The organism is Streptomyces sp. NPDC088246 (assembly GCF_044741025.1).
Classification (GTDB): Bacteria; Actinomycetota; Actinomycetes; order Streptomycetales; family Streptomycetaceae; genus Streptomyces.
The window spans coordinates 1-1,668 of record NZ_JBIURV010000169.1 but is presented as its reverse complement, the minus strand read 5'-3'; the positions used below and the strand labels follow the sequence as shown (position 1 = coordinate 1,668).

Sequence of the window (1,668 nt, the reverse complement as noted above, 5' to 3'; positions counted from 1 at the left end):
GCCAGGCGCTGCACCGTCGCCGCGCCGAACAGGGCGGTGCAGTACTGCACCTCGCCCACCAGACCATCGCCGCTGTCCCCCACCCTGACCGCCAGATCGACACTCACCAGCATGGGACGGCTGGCCGAGTACTCAGCGGTGAGGTCAGCGCCGCCCTCCCAGAGGAGGTCGGAACTCCGGTGGACCGTGCCCGTCGCCGTTTCCGCGGTGTCGTAGTTGAAGAGGACTTGGAAGAGCGGGCTGCGTGACCGGTCGCGTTCGACGACCAGCTCGTCCACGAGCTGCTCGAACGGCAGGTCCTGGTGGGCGTACGCACCGAGTGCGGTCTCGCGCACCCGACCCAGGAGCTCACCGAACGTGGGGTCGCCTGACAGGTCCGTGCGCATGACGAGCGTGTTGACGAAGAAGCCGATGAGGCTCTCGGTCTCGCTCCGGTTCCGGTTTGCGACCGGGGTGCCGACCACCACGTCGTCGGTGTTCGCATACCGCCCCAGCAGGAGGCTGAAGGCTGCCAGCAAGGTCATCGACATGGTCACGCCGTGCGCGCGTGAGAGGGCACGCAACCGCCTCGCCGCTTCCACGGACACGCGGAACTCGACGACTCCGCCGTCCGCCGATCGGACCGGGGGGCGTGGGCGGTCGGTGGGGAGTTCGAGGGTGGGTATGCCGCTGAGCCGGTCGCGCCAGTAGGCGAGCTGGGTGTCGAGGACGTCGCCGGTCAGCCACTGGCGCTGCCAGACCGCGAAGTCGGCGTACTGGATCTCCAGCGGCGGCAGCGGGTCCGGGGCACCCGCGCGGAACGCCTCGTACAGGGCGACGAGTTCGCGGCGCAGGATGCGTCCCGACCACTCGTCCGACACCACGTGGTGCATGGACAGCGCCAGCACGTGCTCCTGTGCGGCGACCCTGATCAGGGTCGCCCGCAGCAGCGGCCCGCGCGCCAGGTCGAACGGCACCTGCGCATCCGCCGCGACCACGCCCCGCACCGCGACCACCGGGTCCGCACCCGCCGGCACCTCCACCACCCGCAGCTCGAACGGCGCCGGCTCATCGATCACCTGATGCGCCACACCCTCCGCGTCCGCCACCAGACGCGTCCGCAGCACCTCGTGCCGCGCCACCACCCCACCCAACGCCGCACGCAACGCCGCCACGTCCAGGGCGCCTCGCAGGCGCAGGTGCAGCGGGGAGATGTACTCGGCGGAGCCGGGGTCGAACTGGTCGAGGAACCAGAGGCGCTGCTGGGCGAAGGAGGCAGGGATCGTCCGCTCCCGGTCGATCCGTGTCACGGGCGGCGCCACGTCACGGGCGGAACGCTCGACGACCGCGGCCAGGCCGCGCAGCGTCGGCTCGTTGAAGAGTGCCGAGAGCGGCACCTTGACGCCGAACACCTCGCGGATACGGGAGACCGCCTGTGTGGCGACCAGCGAGTGGCCGCCCAGGTCGAAGAAGTTGTCGTCCACGCCGACCCGGTCCACGCCGAGGACCTCGGCCCAGGCGTCGGCCAGGAGTTCCTCGGTCGTGGTGACCGGGGACATGAATTCGTCGAGGTCGGACTGGTCGACGTGCGGTTCGGGCAGTGCTGCGTGGTCGAGTTTGCCGTTGGCGGTCAGCGGGAGTTCGCTCAGCTCCACGAATACCGACGGAACCATGTACTCCGGCAACCGC

General features: G+C 70.4%; 1 protein-coding gene. It reads right to left on the bottom strand.

From position 1 onward, the window contains the following. On the bottom strand, positions 1 to 1,652 hold a 1,652-nt coding region (locus tag ACIPEK_RS46650), incomplete at its 3' end, for a condensation domain-containing protein (protein ID WP_402009125.1). Positions 1,653 to 1,668 lie beyond the last annotated feature (16 nt).